Origin of the sequence: Caballeronia sp. AZ10_KS36, assembly GCF_023631105.1 — a bacterium.
GTDB lineage: Bacteria > Pseudomonadota > Gammaproteobacteria > Burkholderiales > Burkholderiaceae > Caballeronia.
The window spans coordinates 151,816-169,186 of the sequence record NZ_JALQDQ010000028.1 but is presented as its reverse complement, the minus strand read 5'-3'; the positions used below and the strand labels follow the sequence as shown (position 1 = coordinate 169,186).

The 17,371-nt window shown below is 62.8% G+C and carries 13 protein-coding genes and 2 pseudogenes; 8 read left to right on the top strand and 7 right to left on the bottom strand.

All coding sequences use genetic code 11. The features are described from left to right. The first annotated feature begins 67 nt into the window (after positions 1-67). On the top strand, positions 68-1,180 hold the full coding sequence (locus NCR35_RS19185) for an AGE family epimerase/isomerase (protein ID WP_250535670.1): 1,113 nt from the start codon (positions 68-70) through the stop codon (positions 1,178-1,180). Here the strand turns inward: NCR35_RS19185 and NCR35_RS19180 are convergent. Further along, the gene (locus NCR35_RS19180; RefSeq protein WP_250535669.1) at positions 1,177-2,718 is read right to left on the bottom strand and encodes a methyl-accepting chemotaxis protein; all 1,542 of its coding nucleotides are present in this window, start codon (positions 2,716-2,718) and stop codon (positions 1,177-1,179) included. The two genes, NCR35_RS19185 and NCR35_RS19180, sit on opposite strands and share 4 nt — an antisense overlap. A 247-nt stretch (positions 2,719-2,965) precedes the next feature. Here NCR35_RS19180 and NCR35_RS19175 point away from each other — a divergent pair, with 247 nt between their 5' ends. Continuing rightward, a complete protein-coding gene (locus NCR35_RS19175; RefSeq protein WP_175940824.1) occupies positions 2,966-3,403 on the top strand; it encodes a PaaI family thioesterase in 438 nt (145 codons plus the stop codon). Positions 3,404-3,472: 69 nt separating this feature from the next. On the opposite strand, the gene NCR35_RS19170 is transcribed toward NCR35_RS19175, so the two are convergent. Genes NCR35_RS19170 through NCR35_RS19155 form a run of 4 tightly spaced genes read right to left on the bottom strand, consistent with a single transcriptional unit; the run spans position 3,473 to position 7,053 of the window. Further along, complete coding sequence (locus NCR35_RS19170) at positions 3,473-4,321, bottom strand: ureidoglycolate lyase (protein WP_175940823.1); 849 nt, start codon at positions 4,319-4,321, stop codon at positions 3,473-3,475. Positions 4,322-4,366: 45 nt separating this feature from the next. Beyond that, entirely contained in the window at positions 4,367-5,110 is a 744-nt protein-coding gene (locus NCR35_RS19165) for an SDR family oxidoreductase (RefSeq protein ID WP_250535668.1), read from the bottom strand. Between the two features lie 51 nt (positions 5,111-5,161). Further along, complete coding sequence (locus NCR35_RS19160) at positions 5,162-6,010, bottom strand: amidohydrolase family protein (RefSeq protein ID WP_250535667.1); 849 nt, start codon at positions 6,008-6,010, stop codon at positions 5,162-5,164. Then, positions 6,007-7,053 carry an aldo/keto reductase gene (locus NCR35_RS19155; protein WP_250535666.1) on the bottom strand — a complete coding sequence of 349 codons (1,047 nt, stop codon included), beginning with the start codon at positions 7,051-7,053 and terminating at the stop codon, positions 6,007-6,009. The genes NCR35_RS19160 and NCR35_RS19155 overlap by 4 nt, the downstream gene beginning before the upstream one ends. A 194-nt stretch (positions 7,054-7,247) precedes the next feature. Between NCR35_RS19155 and NCR35_RS19150 the strand changes: the two genes are divergently transcribed. Both NCR35_RS19150 and NCR35_RS19145 read left to right on the top strand, forming a co-directional pair. Beyond that, entirely contained in the window at positions 7,248-8,048 is an 801-nt protein-coding gene (locus tag NCR35_RS19150; protein ID WP_250535665.1) for an IclR family transcriptional regulator, read from the top strand. Positions 8,049-8,134: 86 nt separating this feature from the next. After that, the gene (locus tag NCR35_RS19145; RefSeq protein ID WP_250535664.1) at positions 8,135-8,680 is read left to right on the top strand and encodes a hypothetical protein; all 546 of its coding nucleotides are present in this window, start codon (positions 8,135-8,137) and stop codon (positions 8,678-8,680) included. Here the strand turns inward: NCR35_RS19145 and NCR35_RS19140 are convergent. Then, complete coding sequence (locus tag NCR35_RS19140) at positions 8,677-11,103, bottom strand: bifunctional acetate--CoA ligase family protein/GNAT family N-acetyltransferase (RefSeq protein WP_250535663.1); 2,427 nt, start codon at positions 11,101-11,103, stop codon at positions 8,677-8,679. The genes NCR35_RS19145 and NCR35_RS19140 overlap by 4 nt on opposite strands. A gap of 233 nt (positions 11,104-11,336) precedes the next feature. On the opposite strand from NCR35_RS19140, the gene parA reads away from it, so the two are divergent. The 3 genes and pseudogenes from parA to NCR35_RS19130 form a co-directional block, all read left to right on the top strand. Then, the gene (gene parA, locus NCR35_RS19135) at positions 11,337-11,999 is read left to right on the top strand and encodes a ParA family partition ATPase (RefSeq protein WP_250535662.1); all 663 of its coding nucleotides are present in this window, start codon (positions 11,337-11,339) and stop codon (positions 11,997-11,999) included. A 24-nt stretch (positions 12,000-12,023) separates the two neighbouring features. Continuing rightward, a pseudogene (locus NCR35_RS30095) lies at positions 12,024-12,129 on the top strand (ParB/RepB/Spo0J family partition protein); the annotation flags it as partial. 65 nt (positions 12,130-12,194) lie between these two features. Then, positions 12,195-13,088 (top strand): annotated as a pseudogene (locus NCR35_RS19130) (ParB/RepB/Spo0J family partition protein); the annotation flags it as partial. A gap of 34 nt (positions 13,089-13,122) precedes the next feature. On the opposite strand, the gene NCR35_RS19125 reads toward NCR35_RS19130, so the two are convergent. Next, positions 13,123-14,487, bottom strand: coding sequence for a replication initiation protein (locus NCR35_RS19125; protein WP_250535660.1), 1,365 nt, complete (start codon positions 14,485-14,487; stop codon positions 13,123-13,125). A gap of 1,652 nt (positions 14,488-16,139) precedes the next feature. Here NCR35_RS19125 and NCR35_RS19120 point away from each other — a divergent pair. Then, positions 16,140-17,336, top strand: a complete 1,197-nt coding sequence (locus NCR35_RS19120; protein ID WP_250535659.1) for a DNA-binding protein — start codon at positions 16,140-16,142, stop codon at positions 17,334-17,336. Positions 17,337-17,371: the final 35 nt, after the last annotated feature.

The window sequence follows — 17,371 nt, the reverse complement described above, 5'->3', positions numbered from 1 at the left end:
AGCGCCGTTTGCTATGCTTGCCAGGCTACGCCGTAGCGCCTCTCGGAACACTTCTAAAGACTGTCGCATGCAACATCAATCCACGCCCGGCGCGCCGTCGACGCCGTCCGCGCATCCTCAAACCGGCGCGGCGCTGCGCGCGCACTACGCGAACGTCGTGCTTCCGCTTTGGCGCGGCCCCGGCTTGAACGCGACGCTGCGTCTGCCGTTCGAAGCCGTCGGTCCGAACGACCACGCGCCGCTGCCGCCCAAGCGTTATCGCGCGATGGCATGCGCGCGGCAGCTTTTCGTTTTCGCGGATGCAGGCGATCTCGACCATGCGGCGACCTTGTTCGAATCGTTGCAGCACTACTTTCACGACACGCGCCACGGCGGATGGTTCTACAGCGTGGATGCAAACGGCGCGCCGCTCGAACGGCAAAAAGACTTGTACACGCACGCGTTCGTCGTTTTCGCGTGCGCGCACTACGCGGCCAAGAGCGGTTCGGCGCGCGCGTTCGCCGTCCTCGATGAAACGGCGAAGCTCATCGAAACGCGGTTCGCGCGGGTCGGCGAAGTGTTGAACGCGGTCGTGGCGGAAGACTTCTCCGAGACGTTGGAAGGCCCGCTGCAAAACCCGCTGATGCACCTTGCGGAAGCGTGGCTCGCTGCGCGGGAAGCAACGGGCGACGCCGCCTACGACGCGCGCCTCGCCACGCTCGCCGAATGGATCGCGCGCATGTTCGTGCACGAGCCGACGGGCTGCATCGCCGAACTGCCTATCGGCGCGGCGGACAACCGGCTGGAGCCGGGACATCAGTTCGAATGGTATTTCCTGGTCAAGGGCAGCGGAGATGCTGCATTCGAGGCCGTCGCGCTCGATGAGCGGCTGGAACGCGCGTTCGACTTCGCGCAGAAGCACGGCGTCGAAGAGAAGACGGGCGGCGTGTTTGCCGCGCTCGATGAAACCGGCCGCGTGATTGACGGCACGCAGCGCATCTGGGCGCAGACCGAATATCTGCGCGCGCTCGCCACGCGCGGCGACGCGCTCGGCGAGCAGATCGGCCGATACGCCGCGCGCTTCTTGCACGCGCGGGGATGGGTGGAGTGCCGCGCGGCCGATGGCAGCATCAGCCGGGCGGAAATGCCGTCCACGACGCCGTATCACCTCGCCACGGCGTACGCGTCGTTGCCTGCTTAGGCGAGCTGGAACACGGAGACCGCCGCCTTCAACTGGCGCGTCTGCTCGTGCAGCGAAGACGCGGCAGCCGCGGCCTGCTCGACGAGCGCCGCGTTCTGCTGCGTCATCTCGTCCATCTGCGTGACCGCCTGATTCACCTGCTCGATGCCGACGCTCTGCTCCAGCGACGACGCGCTGATTTCCGCCATCATCTGCGTGACGCGCGAGATCGACGTGGACACTTCGCGCATCGCGGAGCCGGCGCGCTCGACCAGTTCCGAGCCGTCGCTGACCTGAGCGACGGATTCGCCGATCAATTCCTTGATTTCCTTCGCCGATTGCGCCGAACGCTGCGCGAGGCCGCGCACTTCGCCCGCCACGACCGCGAAGCCGCGGCCCTGCTCGCCTGCGCGCGCCGCTTCGACGGCCGCATTCAACGCGAGGATGTTGGTCTGGAACGCGATGCCGTCGATGACCGAGATGATCTCGGCGATCTTGTCCGAGCTTTGCGCAATCACGCGCATCTTGTCGACCACGTCGTCCACGACGCTCGACCCGCGCGACGTCGCTTCGAGTGCTTCGCCCGCGAGCGCGTTCGCTTCGCGCGCGTGTTCCGCGTTCTGGCGCACGGTGGCGGTCAGCTCTTCCATGCTCGATGCGGTTTCTTCTAGCGAAGCCGCCTGATTCTCGGTGCGCGCCGACAAGTCCGCGTTGCCGCTTGCGATTTCGTCCGCGCCGAAGTTGATGGATTCCGACGTCTCGCGCACGGTCTTCACGGTGTTCGCGACGCTCGCCTGCATCGCGGCGAGACCGGCGAACAGGCGGCCGATTTCGTTGGTGCCGCGATCCGCGATGCGCTCGTCGAGGCGGCCTTGCGCGATGCGCTCGAAGTGGCGGCCGGCTTCTTCCAGCGGCGCGATGACGCCGCGGCGCAGCGCGAAGTGCACGAGCACGACGCCGCCGATCAGCGCGACCGCGATCGCCATGCCCACCGCCCGGAACCACGCGTAGCGCGTGTCGATCGATTCGAGGTACGCGTTGCTCGACGCATTGCCGAAATCGACGAACTTCTGCTGTTCCGCGAGATAGCGGTCCTGGAAGCCCTGCGTCGGCTGATCGAGAAACGCCTGGATATTGCCTGCGTCGAGATACTGCACGAGTTCCGACAGCGCCTTCGCGTACTCCGCGTACTTCGCCTGCAGCGCGTTCATCCGCGCGACGTTTTCATCCCCGGTCTTGGGCGCGTTCATGAACGCGCCGAACGACTTTTCCGCGCTCGCGATCTGTTCGCGCGCGTGCTGCACGATCTCGACCGGCTCCGTGCCGCCGCGCACCATGCGCGTGCCGGCGCGCGACAGGTTGATGCGCGCATCCATCAGATGCTGCGTGGTCTGGTTGACGGCGTTGACCTGTTTCAGCGCGATGTTCGAAAGATTATTGACGTCGTCGTGCGTCCTCGAAAGCGACCAGAAACCCAGCCCTTCGGTCACCAGTTGAAAGACACAGAACACGACGAGTACCGCGAGCAAGCCCGATGCAACCTTGATTTTTCCAAACATCACTTCCATCCGTACTGACGAATTGACCGTTCCATGACGGCGACAGTGCGGGTTTACGGCAGGCAGCGCGACAAGCTTGAATCGTTGGCGGCGAAAGCTGTCTATGCGGGAAGACGTCCGGGCGCGCGGGCGTCGCGTTACGCCGAAATGCACCATTGCACGATTTTTGCCGAACTTCCTTGCGAAGCGCGCTAACGCTATCTATTGTCTTTGCAGGACGGCGCCGAACCCACCAAGGAGTGTCCGAATGGCCGAAATTGTCGATATCGCACGCGGTGCACTGAACGCGCAGCCGTTCAGCGCCTTGCTTGGAACCAAGCTGATGCAGGTCGATTCAGCGAGTCTCACGCTGTGTCTGCCGATCCGCGACGAATTGAGGCAACAACACGGCTTCGTGCATGGCGGCGTGGTGAGCTATCTGGTCGACAACGCCCTCACCTTCGCGGGCGCATTGCGGCTCGGTCCCAAGGTGGTCACGGGCGAGTTCAAGATCAATCATCTGCGCCCGGCGGTGACGGGCACGCTGATGGCGCGGGCGCGCGTGATTCATGCGGGCATGGCGCAGGCGACTTGCCAATGCGATGTCTTCGTCACCGACGGCAATACGGAGCGGCTCGTCGCGGTGGCGCAGGGAACCATCACGCGCATCGGCGACGGCGCGGCCGAAGCGCTCTACGACGCGTAGCCCGTTTTCACCGTGAGGAAGCAAAAAACCTCGCCGCGGCGAGGTTTTCTGTTTGGAACGCGCGGTGTATTACTTCGCCGCGACGGTCTTCTGCTGCTGCTCGCCGAGGCCCTGAATGCCGAGACGCATCGTCTGGCCGGCCTTCAGGAACACCGGGCTCGGCTTCACGCCCATGCCGACGCCCGGCGGCGTGCCGGTGGAGATGATGTCGCCGGGCTGCAGGCTCATCGTCTTCGACAAATACGCAACCAGTTGCGCGACCGTGAAGACCATCGTCTTCGTGTTGCCGTTCTGGTAGCGATGGCCGTCCACTTCGAGCCACAGGTCGAGCTTCTGCGGATCGTCGATTTCGTCTTTCGTCACGAGCCACGGGCCGATCGGGCCGAATGTGTCGAAACCCTTGCCCTTGTCCCACTGCGTGCCGTGTTCGAGCTGCCATTCGCGCTCGGACACGTCGTTGATCACGCAATAGCCCGCGACGTAGTCAAGCGCGGTGGCTTCGTCGACGTACTTGGCTTCCTTGCCGATCACGACGCCCAGTTCGACTTCCCAGTCCGTCTTCTTCGAATCGCGCGGAATCTCGACGTCGTCATTCGGGCCGCAAATGGCGCTCGTCCACTTGCCGAAGATGACCGGCTCGGTCGGCACAGGCAGGTTCGATTCGGCTGCGTGGTCCGCGTAGTTCAAGCCGATGCACACGAACTTGCCGACCCGCGCGACGCACGGTCCGATGCGCGGATTGCCCTCGACGACGGGCAGCGACGCCGGATCGACGGCGCGCAGTTTCGCCAGGCCCGCATCGGTCAGCGTGTCGCCGGCGATGTCGCCCACGACCGACGAAAGGTCGCGAATCTGGCCGTCCGCGTCGAGCAGGCCCGGCTTTTCCTGACCCTTGGGGCCGTAACGAAGCAGCTTCATCTGATCTGATCCTCTTGGTTCTGAAAGTTGAAAAGCGACGGATGGTCAGTTGGACCAGCCGCCATCGATAACGTGAATCTGACCCGTAGTGAACGACGACTCGTCCGAGCCGAGATATAGCGCGAGCGCCGCGATCTCGCTCGCGCGGCCGACGCGCCCCATCGGCTGACGCGCGACGAACGCGGCCTGCACTTGCTCGACCGTCGCGCCTTGCGCCTGCGCCTGCTCCGCGATGCGCTCCTTCAGCGACGGCGACTCCACCGTGCCCGGGCAAATGGCGTTGCAGCGGATGCCGCGCGTGACGAAATCCGCCGCGACCGACTTCGTCAAGCCGATCACCGCCGCCTTCGACGCGCCGTACACGAAGCGGTTCGGCACGCCCTTCACGCTCGACGCCGCCGACGACATGTTGATGATCGAGCCGCCGCCCTTCTCCAGCATGGCGGGCAGGAACGCGCGGATCGTGCGATACATGGCCTTCGCGTTCAGGTCGAAGGCGAAGTCCCAGTCGGCTTCGGTCGCTTCCAGGATCGAGCCGGCGTGAACGTAGCCCGCGCAGTTGAACAGCACGTCGATCGGGCCGATCTCGTTCGCGAGATCGCTGATCGCCTGAGCGTCGAGGACGTCGAGCTTGCGCGCCTCGAACGGCTTGCCTTCGAGCGATTCGATGCGGATATCCGTCGCGATGACGCGCGCGCCTTCAGCGGCGAACATTTCGGCCGTCGCGAGCCCGATGCCTTGTCCCGCCGCCGTGATCAGCGCGGTCTTGCCTGCCAGTCTTTGTACCATCCACTGCTCCATTCCAGGTTGATTTTGAGACATGCCGGGTATATGCAGGTCTCAGAGACGGTAGAACGCGCGGGCGTTTGCGCCGAAAATCGCCGCTTGCCCGGCTTTTTCGAGATGCGCGGTGAGGCGCGTGGCGGCAGCATGCCACTCAGTGTAGCCGCCGTTGAGATTCAGCACCGGCCAATCGCTGCCCCACATCAGACGTTCTGCGCCGAATTGATCGATGAGATGCGCGACGTAGGGTTGCAGCGTCGCATCCGTCCAGTTCGGCGCGGCCTCGGTGGCGAGGCCCGACAGCTTGCAGTAGAGCCGCTGCGGCAGCGCCGCCAGTTGCGCGATGCCATCGGCCCAGGATTGCCAGCCCGCGTCGATGCCGTCGCGAATCGGCGGCTTTGCGCCGTGATCCACGACGATGCGCAGCAACGGAAACCGCCTCGCGAACTCGATCAGCGACGGCACGTGCCGCGCGAAGATGAGCGCGTCGAAGGCGAGATCGAGGTCGATGAGGCGCTGTATCGCGGCGTCGCGGGGCGCGTGAGCGATCCACGTATCGTCGGGCAAGTCCTGAAGCATCGGGCGCACGCCTTTGAACTTCGGTTCGCGCGCGAATTCGTCGATGATTTCCAGCGCGTCGTCGGAATCGAGCGGAACCCAGCCGACGACACCCGCCACCGATTGATCGTCGCGGGCCAGTGCAAGCAGATAGCGGGTTTCATCGACCGTCGGCGCAGCCTGAACGACGACCGTGCGCGCGACGCCCGTCGCCTCGCGCAGCGGCGCGAGATCGCGTGGTGCGAATACGCGAAAGAGCGGCTCAAGCTCGGGCGCGAGCCAGCCGTAGTCGCCGCGCGCAGGGTCCCAATAGTGCTGATGCGCGTCGATTGCGTCGTCCGCCATCATCGCGGCACCGGCGCGTTCGCGTGAAGCAGCCCTTCGGCGCGCAGCGCATCCCATAGCGCGGGCGAAATCGGCGTCGCGAACGAGGCGGCGTTCTGGCGCACTTCGTCGGGCGTGCGCGCGCCCATCAGCACGGTCGCCACAACTTTATGCGCATAAGGAAACTGGAGCGCTGCGGTGGAGAGCGCCACGCCGAAGTCGCGGCAGACGCGCTCCAGTTTGCCGACGCGTTCGACGATTTCTTTCGGCGCGTCGCCGTAGTTGAACTTGAGATCGCCGTGCGCATTCGTATCCAGACCGCGCGCGAGGATGCCCGAGTTGAACGCTCCGCCGAGCAGAATACTGACGCCGCGCTTCTCGCATTCGGGCAGCAAATCGTCGAGCGTGTTCTGTTCGAGAAGCGTGTAACGTCCGGCCAAGAGCGCGCAGTCGATGTCGTACTCGGCCATCGCTTCCATGACGGCTGCGCCCTCGTTGACGCCGAGTCCGACGGCTTTGACGCCGCGAGATTGCTTCAGCTCATCGAGCGCGCGAAAACCGCCCTCGTCGGTCAATTGACGCCAGTAGTGCGCGTTCTTTTCGCCGTGCGTGTATCGCCCGATGTCGTGAATGAGCACGATGTCGATATCGATCATGCCGAGCCGATGTTGACTGTCTTCGAAGGAGCGGAGGACGCCGTCGTAGGTGTAGTCGTAGATCGCCTGAAACGGCAGCGGATTTGCCCACCCTTCCCTCCCGTCATCGGGCGTCGTTCGCGGCACGAAACGGCGGCCGACCTTCGTCGAGAGAACAAAGTCTTCACGCGGATACCGGCGCAGCGCATCGCCCAGACGATGCTCGGCCTTCGTGTGACCGTAGTGCGGCGCAGTGTCGAAGAAGCGGAGACCCGCTTGCCACGCGGCATCCACGGTGGCGCGCGCTTCGTCTTCGGTCAGTTCGTGATAGAGGCCGCCGAGCGGCGCGGTGCCGAGCGACAGCGCCGTCACTTCCAGCGAAGTCGATCCGATTCGGCGTCGGGGCAAAACGTCCTGCTTTTCAGCGGTCATCTGCAAGCCTTGGAGAGTTAGTGCGATTGACTGCGGATCGAGCTGTTGGCGAATCTAGCGCTCGGGGTGGCGGTACATTCATTAATGAACGTATTATTCATAGACGCACAAAACCAAGTCAAGGATGGCGCGACCTTGGGCGGTCGGTGTATTCCCTAAGCACGGTGGCCCTGCGCACGAACACCCCCCAGAATATGAACCGACAGACCCCAACCGCCGTGGACGCCGAAGACAACGATGCCGACCGATATCGCGCGCCGGCACTCGACAAGGGACTGGACATTCTCGAACTGCTGGCCGAGCAGAAGTCGGGGCTCACGCGTGCGGAAATCACGAAGCTGCTCGGCCGCAACGCGAGCGAGATGTATCGCATGCTCGAGCGGCTGGTCGCGCGGCAGTACGTCGTGCGCTCGCCCGAGGGCGACCGTTACTCGTTGAGCCTTAAGCTGTACGCGCTCGCGCACCGTCACCCGCCGATGAACCGGCTGATCGCAGAGGCGTTGCCGGTCATGCAGCGTTTCGCCGACGCGGCGGAGCAATCGGTGCATCTCGCCGTCTACGATCGCGGCAACTTGCTCGTCATCGCGCAGGTGGACGGCCCGGGCGCCTGGGGCATTTCCGTGCGTCTCGGCTCGCGCGTCGGATTGATCGACACGGGATCGGGCCGCGTGATACTGGCTTTTCAAACCGACGAACAGCGCGACTACATGTTGGCCGAGCATACGAAAGTCAAAGGCGAATTGCCGATCGACCGCAGCGTGCTCGACGCCGATTATCGACGGATCCGGGAAGCGGGCTATTCGAAGAAGGAGAGTCAGCAAACCTTCGGCATCACGGACGTGACGTTCCCGCTGCTGGGTCCGTCGGGGCAAGCAATCGCGGCGCTGACGTGTCCGTACATGCGGCGAATCGACGAGTACGTGGCGCCCTCCATCGAGGAAGTCACCTCGCTCTTGAGAGACGCCGCGGCCGCGCTTTCGATGTCGCACGTTTAGCCGCGCGCGGATCACGTTAGAATGGCGGCCCTCTCAAAATAGCGGCTGCCTCTGGGAGCCGCCGTGCCTATCTCGACGCATCATCCATGGCGAAACTTCTCTCCGATTCCGAGTTCCTGCGCTTTTCCGAGCTTCAGCAAAAGCAGGCGAGCTTCACCATCACGACCGACGAGGCCGACGAACTGCGTGACATCGTCGCCCGCGCGCAGAAAAAGCGCGACGATCGCGCCGCCGCCATGCAGGCCATCGAAGCGCACATCGCGCAGTTCGACATTAGCCCGGACGAACTCTTCTCGCCCGAGCAGATCGGCGAGGCGGCGCGCACTTACGGTCTGATCCCCGCCGCGAAAAAAGAGCGCACGCTGCCGCCGCAATTGACCCACAACGGCAAGCCGTACCAGTGGACGTCGCGCGCGTTGCCCGATGAGATTCGCGCGCCGCTCTTCGAAGCGTTCACAGCGGGACATTCCGTGAAGTCGTTCATCGCGACGCCGAAGGACGCCGCGCGCTGCGCACTCACCATCGCGCGGCTCGAACGCGAGACCGGCGTTTCGTATGCCGAAGCATTGCTGAGCGAACTGTCGCTGTCGCGCGAACAAATCGACGACGCATTGTCGAAGATCGGCGCCTAACTACGCGTGACGGACGGCGGCTGTGCCGGCGTCTCGCCGAGCCGCATCCTGAAACCGACGACGCCCGGGTCGTCGGTGCGCGTCAGTTCGAAACCCAGCTTGCGCGCCAGCCCGATCATGCCCGCGTTCTCCCGCAGGGCTTCGCCGATCATCCATCGCGTGCCGCGCTTCTTTTCGTAATCGATGATTCGCGTGAGCAGCAGCGAGCCTAAGCCCTGCCCTTTCATGTCGGAGCGCGCGGCGAGCGCGAACTCGGCCGTCTCGTTGTCCGGGTCGGCAATGGCGCGCGCGACCGCAAGGGTCTCGGAGCCACCGTCCGCGTTCGTTCGCGTCACGATGAGCGCCATCTCGCGGTCGTAGTCGATTTGTGTCATTCGCGCGAGTTGCGAATGATCGAAGCTGCGCACCGCGCCGAAGAAGCGCAGTCGCAAATCTTCCGCCGTGTTCGCAGCGACAAAGGCTCGGTGCGCGTCTTCGTCCTCCGGTCGAATCGGCCGCACGATGATGCGCATGCCGCGCCAGTCGAGCGTCTCTTCCATCGCGCGCGGATATGGGACGATAGCGAACGGCTTGCGGCATGCGCCCAACGTCAGTTTCGGCTCGTGCACGGCAACCGAGTCGCGCGTCACGTGTAACGTCAGCCGAAGCGCGACGATTTCATCCACATAGCAGACGAGTTGCGACAGCGCCGTAAGCGCATGCAGCAGCATCTCGCCGGGCAACTCCCGTGAGCGTGGCGAACGTGCGATCAGATCGCGAGCGAGCACGGGATTCAGCGGCGGAAGCGAGAACTCATGAAGCGCATCAGCGAGCCCGAGCGCGCCCTCTGCACGAAACTCGAACACAGGGCCGAAGACGTGATGATCGAGAAGGCGCGTCTCTATTTCGATCGCCTCGCTTGATCTTGCACCGCAAGGGCCCGGCTTCACGGCAATGCCGAAGCGAACGAGAATGCGCGCTGCGCGTTCCCCCTCCAGTTCCACCGTGCCGTTCGACAGTGCGGCGCGGACCTCGTTTTGCGCATCATCGATGTCTTTTGGCACGTCGGCGGGCAGTCCGTCGGGCGTCTGCATGAGCAATTCGCGGCCGTGCCGGAAGTCGACCAGTCGCGCAAAACCACGCGCCAGTCGATGCGGCGTCGTGTGCACAGGGATCCCGGCCGCGTGGAGATCATCGCGGGTCGCCGCATCGATGCATCCGAAGAAGCATGCAAGCAGACCGCGATAGGTATGCTGGCGCTCCGCGATCAGCGTGCGCGCAACGTCAGCGACGGGCGCGCTGTGCGTCGGCGCATGCACGACGAACGCCGTGCCGGTCTCGCGATACGGTGCGAGCGTTCTGAGCGCGTCGCCGAAATCGCTCGCCGATGCGTCATCGCCGAGCAGCAGCGGATTACCGGCTTGCGCTCCGGGTAACGCAGTCGCGACGGCGTCCCGTGCGGCTGCGGGAAAGGTCGCGAGCCCGCCTCCCGCCGCGCCGAAGGCGTCTTTCGCGAGGGCCGCCACGCCGCGATCGCTAGTGATGACGGTCGCCGCGTCGCTGGAGGCGACGCGCCCGACGCCAAGGGTTTCGATTTCGTCGAGAAGGTCGTCGAGTGAGTCGACGCGGACCAGCCCTGCACGTCGAAACGCAGCGCCGTACAGCCGGTCGAACGGGTCGTCGTGACCGGTGCGCAGTACCAGCACGGGCTTGTTTCGCGCGGCCGCGCGCGCAGCGGACATGAATTTTCGCGCAGCGCTTATCGTTTCGATGGCGAGAAGGATTGCCCGCGTCGACGCGTCGCTCGCCAGAAAGTCGACGACGTCGCCGGCGTCAACGTCGGCTTCGTCGCCGAGCGCGACAACTCTCGAAAAACCGAGGCCGCGAGCGCGGGCCCACCCGAGCACGCCATTCGTCAGCGCGTTCGACGCTGACACCCACGCGACTCCGCCCGATTTCACTTCGCACACCGGCGCACCGAGACAGGCGCCGATCGACGGCGTCATGACGCAGAGGCTAGCCGGCCCGACGACGCGAAGCAGATGCGGGCGCGCGGCAGCCAACGTTAGAGATGTCCATTTCTGCTGTGACGAATGCGCGGATGCCCCATGCGACGCAGTGGGGCCGCCTCCCTCCGCCTCGCCGACGATTACGACTGCCTTCGTTCCTCGCCGACCGAGACTCTCAACCAGCGAAGGCCATGTTTCAGGCCGCGTGCACAAGACCGCCACACTGGGCGCCTCGGGCAGGTCGTCGATGTCAGCGAAGACCTGTTGTCCGTCGAGCGAGGCGTGCTTCGGATTCACCGGCCAAACCGGGCCCGCGAATCCGGACGAGATGGCACGTGTCCACACCATTTCACCGATGCTTCGCGCGCGTGACGACGCACCAATTACTGCGATCGACTGTGGAGCGAACAGAGTGTCGAGATTGCGAACGGTCATGGCGCGTCTCACCGGGTTGGTCAGCGACAAGCATAGGCGATTTCGCCTGGCGGTCGATCGGCCGAGTGTGGACCTGGGACTTTATGCGCATAAAGCGTCGCGAACGCCCGCCCCGCCAGTTTTATGCGCATAAAGCCTCGTCCGTTTGGCCAACGCGTGACATTAGGTCGAATATCGCTGGAAAAACTTCTATCGCTATGTAGAATTTCAATCGGACATTTTCGGAGCAAAACGTGGCGGCGGAAATCATAGCGATCACGCAACAAAAGGGTGGCGTCGGCAAAAGCACGATAGCGATGCATCTTGGCGCAGCCTTTCATGAGAAGGACAAGCGCGTGCTAGTGGTAGACGCGGACGGTCAGAATACGCTGATTCATTGGTCGAGCGCCGCCTCGGAAGACGCGTCAGGCATTCCATTCCCAGTGGTGAATCTCTCGGAGGCGGGCGGCCAGATCCACCGCGAGATTAGGAAGTTCATCAACGACTACGACATCATCGTCGTGGATTGTCCGCCGTCAATCACCGAGAAGGTCTCGGGCGTTGTACTCCTCGCCGCAAGCATCGCAGTCATTCCGACGTCGTCGTCGCCCGCCGATTACTGGTCGAGTGTCGGGCTGGTCAAGCTGGTGCAGCAGGCGCAAGTGATGAACGAAGACTTGCGCGCGGTCTTCTTGCTCAACAAGACCGAGGAGAAACGCATGCTGACCCGGGAGCTAAAAGTCGCGCTCGAGGAGCTCGGCTTCCCGCTGCTCAAAACCCAGATTCCGACGCGCGAGTGCTACAAACAAGCAATGGCGCTCGGCCAGACCGTGCTGCAAATGACAGATCGCGGCTCACGGCTCGCAGCGGCAGAGATCCGCGCGTGCGCCGACGAGATCCTCGCCATGCTCGCCTGACTTTATGCGCATAAAGGACCCTGAATGAAACCGTCGCAGTTCGCAAAGGGCTTCAAAGCCCGCCCCGATACCACAAGCAGTGAAAAGAGAACCGCGCTTGATCGAATCAACGCGATCGACGGCATCGTCGACCTACAACAGGTCTCGCAAGCCGCAGCCAATGGCCGGTCGAGCGCATTTGTCGCCGACGACCAACCCGACGCTAACGCGGCACACGAGTCCGAGCAATACCGAGCCTGGCGGAGAGCGAATCGCTACACGGTAGGGCAGGTGATCGAGTTGCCACTAAGGGCCATTAAGCCGAGTCCGTTCAACCCGCGTCACTTCTATCTGAAGGCTTCGATTGCCGAGCTGGCAGTCAATTTAGCGAAGCAAGGCCAGCAACAAGCCATCCATGTCATTCCCGACTACGATGAGCCGGGCATGTTCTTCGTGAGCGACGGCGGGCGGCGCGTGCGGGCGTTGAAGGAGGCCAATAAGGAGACGGTCAAGGCAGTGGTCGTGGACTTGCCGATCGGCATCGAGAGCTACAAGCTCGGCTACGACCTCAACGTCCAGCGCGATTCGCAGACCGTCTTCGACAACGCGGTCGTGTGGCGCCGCTTCCTCGACGAGCAACATTTCCAGAGTCAGCGTGAGTTGGCGGAACATCTCGGGCTGGACGAATCGACGATCGCCGTGGCGCTGTCCATCGCGAAGCTGCCCGAAAACGTCATGCAAGAAATGGTCGCGCGGCCGGACCGGTTCGGTTCCAATATGGCCTACCAGATCTCCCGCTACCACGCGGCGCGCGGAAGCGACGCGACGCTCCGGCTGATCAACAAGATCACGTCGGACGACCTCAGCACTCGCCAGGTCGCGGACATCGTCAAGGGGCGCGCCAGCGGGCAAGAGGCGCCGAAGCCGGCCGGTCGCCAACGGTACGCGCAGCGCCTGGAGGTCAAACTGGACGGCGTTGCAGTCGGGGATCTCAAGTCTTATGGCGAGGATCGGCTCGAGTTGAGGCTGCGGGGCTTGTCGCGCGAGAAACGCGACGAGTTACTGCATCAAATCGAGACGATGCTGGAGAAAGCCAACACGCAGGATTAGCGTCACCGAACCGGCGGCATTGGTGCCGCCTTGTTCAGCCTGCTCGCGACTGGCTGAGTGTAAAAGCGAGCAAGTCCCCATCGGTCGGCTCGCCCCACGTCCGCCGGGCGAGCCAGTCGAAGAACGATGTTTCAGCGAGCTTGGAGTCTAGGCCGCGCTTGCGCCAATCGTCGCGCATATGCGCGCCGAGTTCCGGCAACAACTCTTGCTCGAAGCTTTGGCGTGCGAGCTCCCGTTCTTCCTCACCTTGCTCTTCGTACATCGCACGAGCTTCCTTTCGTCGAAAAGCCGAAAATTCGCCCAGCAAGCGCGCTTTTAGATCGTCGGCCGCTGCTGCGCTTGGCGCACCGGCCCGCGGTGATGCGCCGTTCGCAGCCGGCGGCAAGGCTTCGACCGGCGGCGCATAGCCCTTCTTCAACGCGTCCTTGAACAACGCGGCTGCGCTGCGAACCGGCGGCAGGGTCGTGCTGCGCATGCGCTGCTCCGTCATGAGCAGAGCGGCACGGATGCGGTTTTCCTCGCTGTCCGCATAGAGCGTCTGCGCCTCCTTGAGCGGGATGCCGATCTTCACCATCCGGTCGACAAGCGTGCTGTCGAAGACATTCGGATGCTCATCCAACGCGAGCATCGGCTGCTTACGCTCTGTCACGCGGAACTGGATTTCGGCGACACGCCGTCCCTCTCGATGCTCCACTAGTTCGACGAAGATGTTCGTTACGGCGTTGACTTCTGCAATCGCGGGACGCAGGTAATCGCGTTTAAAGTATTTGTACTCGCGTTTCGCCTCGTCGCCGGCTTCGGTATCGGGCGTGCCAGACAAAATCGGCCGCCACCATTCCCAAGTTTCGCGCATCGTCAGATGGCTGGGATTTGTCAGATACCGGACGCAGATCTCGTAGAGCGCAAGGCCGGCGCTGCTGCGCAATTGGCTCTGGAATTGCAGGCTCAGCCTGGCATACTGAACCGGGTCGAGCAGCTTCTTTTTGATCTTCGGGGCGAATGAGAATTCGACCCACACCCGACGCGTAGACGGGTCTTCAAGAATTTCCGCGTCCGCGATCAGCGTGGATATGCCCCACTTACGGCCGGGCTTCTGGCTCGAGGTACCGGTGCTCCACTCCACCTGAACCGAAACCATGCGGCGCAAGTGTTCTTTGACGAGGGCGGTGTCGTTCGAATCGAAGGCCGAATTTGCGACGATATCGGAGAGCAGCGCGCGATACGTGTCGCCGGATTCATCCGCTTGCTGCGCGACGGCGAGCAAGACGTTGAACAGCTTTCGCGTCAGCAGCGTGATCTTGCCGCTTTTGGGCTGAATCGCGATGGCCTCAACGGCCTTGCGCAATTCCGCCGAGCTGGGGCTGACTACGTCGGTTTTCTTTGCGCGCCTGGTCGCCATACAGGTATCGAATTTAGTATTGCGGCAAGCATAGCGGGTGCGGTGATCCGCGTCTACCGGGTGGCATCACCCTTTCGACGGTGATGGCGATCTGTGTTCGCAGGCTCACTGCGGTGCGCTCCCGAAAAGGCTCACCGCTCACCTGTCGTCCTCGTTCGCCTTACCCAGAGTCCGCGCGGGTAAACGCTTCGCGGACTTTTTCGGCAGCGGCAACCGACTTCCACAACGCTCCTGAAAGTCCTCACCTAAAGAAGTTTTTTGACGCGAAACAAAGGTGTGGCGCACGAGAGACAAACGAAAACCGTTCGCTTTCCCGCAGTTCGGTCAATTAGCACTCGTTTTCTGCGACTAGAAGAGCGACCGCTGAACCTTCACGCGAGGCTCACTCCCGGACAATCTCACCTTTGCGCGCAAGAAGCGTCACGTAGCGGCCTTCGAAGCCGCCGACCCTGGACAAACCGCAGCGACCAGTCCCGAAAAATCTCACCTACCGTCGAGGACCACTTGCAGCGGCTCCCGAAAACCCTCACGTCCGGTTTCCTGCAAACCCTCACCTCTCGGTTTTGTGGACGCCAAACAAAGCGAAGAGGAGGCTGATTAGGAGGAGAGCCGGTCCGTCGAACGGCGAGCACTCCCGAAAAAGCTCACTTTGGCCGGTCCGCAGGCATTCGAACAAGGCTTAACGCGCTCCCAAGGCTTCCAACTTCTCTTACAGAACGGAGCTAAATCGTTGGCGCGGCTGGGTTCTCTGCGTTGGACGCGCCAGTCGCGGTGCCCTGTACGCGCATCCCGAATAATCTCACCCACCGCAAGGCTGCCGTTCGAAAGGCGCTCGATCTCCCGAAAACCTTCACCTTTGGCTACAACGACCGTAGTGCACGCTCCCGAAAAGCCTCACCAAAGGCTGCCCAAAAAGGGCAGTCGCGCGCGGCACGTTAGTAGATGCTCCTGAATAGCCTCACCTCAGAGAGCGAATTCGCCCCGTAAACGCTCACCGGAGGGAAAAACAGGCACAAAAAAGCAACGCAAACAGGGTTTCGCCGCTCTCCCGCATCGTCTCACCGATACAAAGACGCACGGCGCTCCGGTTTTCGGCACGGCAAGGCGCTCAACGGCGGGTTCTCCCGTATTCGCTCACCAATCTGCGAATGCTTCTCCCCGAAGCCGCTCACTATGTCTCCTGGTTCTTCTCACTGATCATCCCGAAGCCCACCACCTACGCCACCCGTAGCATCTCACCACCTATCCCGCAAACCTTCACCCAGCCGGCCGGAAAGCCTTATGCCATAAGGGTTGGACGAAGCGTTAACTGTTTTAACAAGGGTTCAAGGGTGTTTACTTCTAATACTCTCAAGGCTGTGCGCTCCGATGCTAGGAACTACCGACCGCTCCCCACGAAGCGCTCGTATGGCTTGGCCACAACTCCCTGTGAAACAGGCGGCTGTTCTGCGTTTGGGTCGCAATCGCCGACAAATCATGGGTTTAGAAGAACATTCTCATCATGTTTCACATCGATGGTCTACAATCCAAACCGTCGCTCGATGAAAACGGGCCGTCGCATCGCAGTAGCCTTCTATCGGCCGAGCCAAGATCGTCGCTGTATCGAGTGAAACGTAAATCGTGCTGGGCAAAACAATTCTTGTTGAGGATCAATGGACACGCACCTTCGCGACACTGTTCGCCAAGAGCTGGAGAGAATGCGTGCAGCTGGCGCGCGCCGACACGAACTCTCCCAGCATGCCTGCCGACGTCTGTTTTTCGACCTCGGGATTCGCCCGTCTGTCACGACAGTGCGAGAGTTGACCCAGGTCGGTAGTGCGACCGACATTCCGCGAGACATAGACGCTTTCTGGGAAACCGTCCGCTCGAGCGTTCGGGTGCGCGTCGAGGCAGGCGGGATCCCGCAGGCATTGCAGGAGCGCGCGGGCGAATTGCTGGCAGAACTCTTTGTCGAAGCCAGACAGCAGGCGGGCATTGCGTTAGATGACGAACGCTCACGAATGAATGAAAAGCTCGCTCGTGTCGAAGCGAGCGCCCGCGAGACGGATATTCGTTGCCAGACGATCGAGCAAGCGCGCCAAGCTGCCGAGACCCGAGCCGAAGCTGCGGCGGCGCGGATCGCTTCGCTGGAACTGGAATTGGGCCGGCTGCGCGAACGTGAGTCTGCTTTGCAAGAAGAACTTCGCAACGCGATCGCGCGCCCCCAAGCCGAAAATTCGGCGCTTGCCGAACGTCTTGCGGCAGAGCAGTCGCAAACGGCGCGTCTGCGCGACCGTTTGGACGAACTCCAGGACGAACTGCGGAGCAACACAGAACGTTACGCGCAGCAAATCAACGACGCGGTCAAGGACGCAGAGCGACGCGTGAAGCCGATGCTCGTCGAACTCGACAGCCTACGAGGCGTCGCCGCGACGTATCAGGCGAGCATCCGCGAAGCCGGCCGCAAGGAATTTGAGTTCATTCAACAGCTTAGCGTCGCACGTAGCCGCGCGGATCGCCTGGAGTCGCAAGTGCGCGCGCAATCCGACGAGATCGACGCACTCACGCGCGAGCGCGACGCCCACCGGGTACGGGGTGGCATGAGCACGGAAGTCGGCGAATTGATTGCGTCGCTGGCGGTGAACGGACGGCTCACCGATGAAGAAATAGCAGTCCTGGGAAAGCAAGCCGACCCGTACGTAGCGATGCCGGGCACCTGCCCCGGCTGCGAGGACGGCGAACCCGAACTGCAGTTGCACGAAGACGAATACGAGCTGTGTTGCCCCAAATGCGAGCGAACCTCCGGCCCGGCGGCGTCGAAACTGTCGGCGCTATATGGCTTCCGCCACGCTTCTCAGGTGCGTGCCTGACGGGCTGATTGGCTCGAAAGCGCGAGAGGTGAGTG

Excerpts from the sequence above, each read along its gene's own strand:
- NCR35_RS19185 (WP_250535670.1), top strand. The coding sequence starts at position 68 with ATGCAACATCAATCCACGCCCGGCGCGCCGTCGACGCCGTCCGCGCAT.
- NCR35_RS19180 (WP_250535669.1), bottom strand. The coding sequence starts at position 2,718 with ATGTTTGGAAAAATCAAGGTTGCATCGGGCTTGCTCGCGGTACTCGTC.
- NCR35_RS19175 (WP_175940824.1), top strand. The coding sequence starts at position 2,966 with ATGGCCGAAATTGTCGATATCGCACGCGGTGCACTGAACGCGCAGCCG.
- NCR35_RS19170 (WP_175940823.1), bottom strand. The coding sequence starts at position 4,321 with ATGAAGCTGCTTCGTTACGGCCCCAAGGGTCAGGAAAAGCCGGGCCTG.
- NCR35_RS19165 (WP_250535668.1), bottom strand. The coding sequence starts at position 5,110 with ATGGTACAAAGACTGGCAGGCAAGACCGCGCTGATCACGGCGGCGGGA.
- NCR35_RS19160 (WP_250535667.1), bottom strand. The coding sequence starts at position 6,010 with ATGATGGCGGACGACGCAATCGACGCGCATCAGCACTATTGGGACCCT.
- NCR35_RS19155 (WP_250535666.1), bottom strand. The coding sequence starts at position 7,053 with ATGACCGCTGAAAAGCAGGACGTTTTGCCCCGACGCCGAATCGGATCG.
- NCR35_RS19150 (WP_250535665.1), top strand. The coding sequence starts at position 7,248 with ATGAACCGACAGACCCCAACCGCCGTGGACGCCGAAGACAACGATGCC.
- NCR35_RS19145 (WP_250535664.1), top strand. The coding sequence starts at position 8,135 with ATGGCGAAACTTCTCTCCGATTCCGAGTTCCTGCGCTTTTCCGAGCTT.
- NCR35_RS19140 (WP_250535663.1), bottom strand. The coding sequence starts at position 11,103 with ATGACCGTTCGCAATCTCGACACTCTGTTCGCTCCACAGTCGATCGCA.
- NCR35_RS19125 (WP_250535660.1), bottom strand. The coding sequence starts at position 14,487 with ATGGCGACCAGGCGCGCAAAGAAAACCGACGTAGTCAGCCCCAGCTCG.
- NCR35_RS19120 (WP_250535659.1), top strand. The coding sequence starts at position 16,140 with ATGGACACGCACCTTCGCGACACTGTTCGCCAAGAGCTGGAGAGAATG.